At 63.2% G+C, this 692-nt stretch carries 1 protein-coding gene; it reads left to right on the plus strand.

What is annotated here, in order from left to right:
- Window positions 1-180: 180 nt before the first annotated feature.
- The coding region (locus AC0L25_RS32470) for an IS110 family transposase (protein ID WP_473599193.1) at window positions 181-692 on the plus strand (512 nt) is incomplete at its 3' end.

Consider the following 692-nt stretch of genomic DNA (forward strand, 5'->3'; position numbering starts at 1 on the left):
CCTTGTAACTTGTTTCTTGCCGACTCTGCTATGAAAGCAGGTGCGGTGGCGGACGGGAGACCGAACCCTCTTTGGGCCTTTGAGCCCGTGGCAGAGCAAGGGTCTTCGTCCGCCGTTCCATCGAACCCGAACAGTCGCCTGGGCCGCAAGCGAAGCCCGATTAGGCAAGGATGGGACAGGATGGAAATCATTGTTGGCATCGACGTTTCCAAGGACCGGCTCGACGTGCATGTTTTGCCGTCCGGCGAGGCGTTCTCTGTGGGTAATGACCACGCCGGGGTGGAAGATCTGGTTCGGCGGTTGGCAGCCCTTTCGCCGGCCGTTGTCGGATTGGAATCGACAGGCAGCTTCGAGAGGCTGGCGGTCGCCGCTTTGGCAGGCGCCGGCCTGGCGATTGTCGTGGTCAATCCGGCGCAGGTGCGCGCCTATGCCAATGCACTCGGCAAGCGGGCCAAGACCGACCCGATCGATGCGGCCGTCATCGCCGCCTTCATCGCTGCGACCAAGCCGCAATTGCGCCCGTTGCCTGACGCCGAAACCCAGGCCTTGGCCGAGCTCGTCGCCCGCCGACGCCAGATCGTGCGGATGATCGTGGCCGAGGAAAACCGTGCCAGCACCAGCATGGCAAAACAGGCGCAAAAGAGCATCCAGCGGCTGCTCGTCGCGCTCAGGCGTGAATTGGCAAGCCTCGA

This window comes from Mesorhizobium sp. WSM4813 (assembly GCF_055811555.1).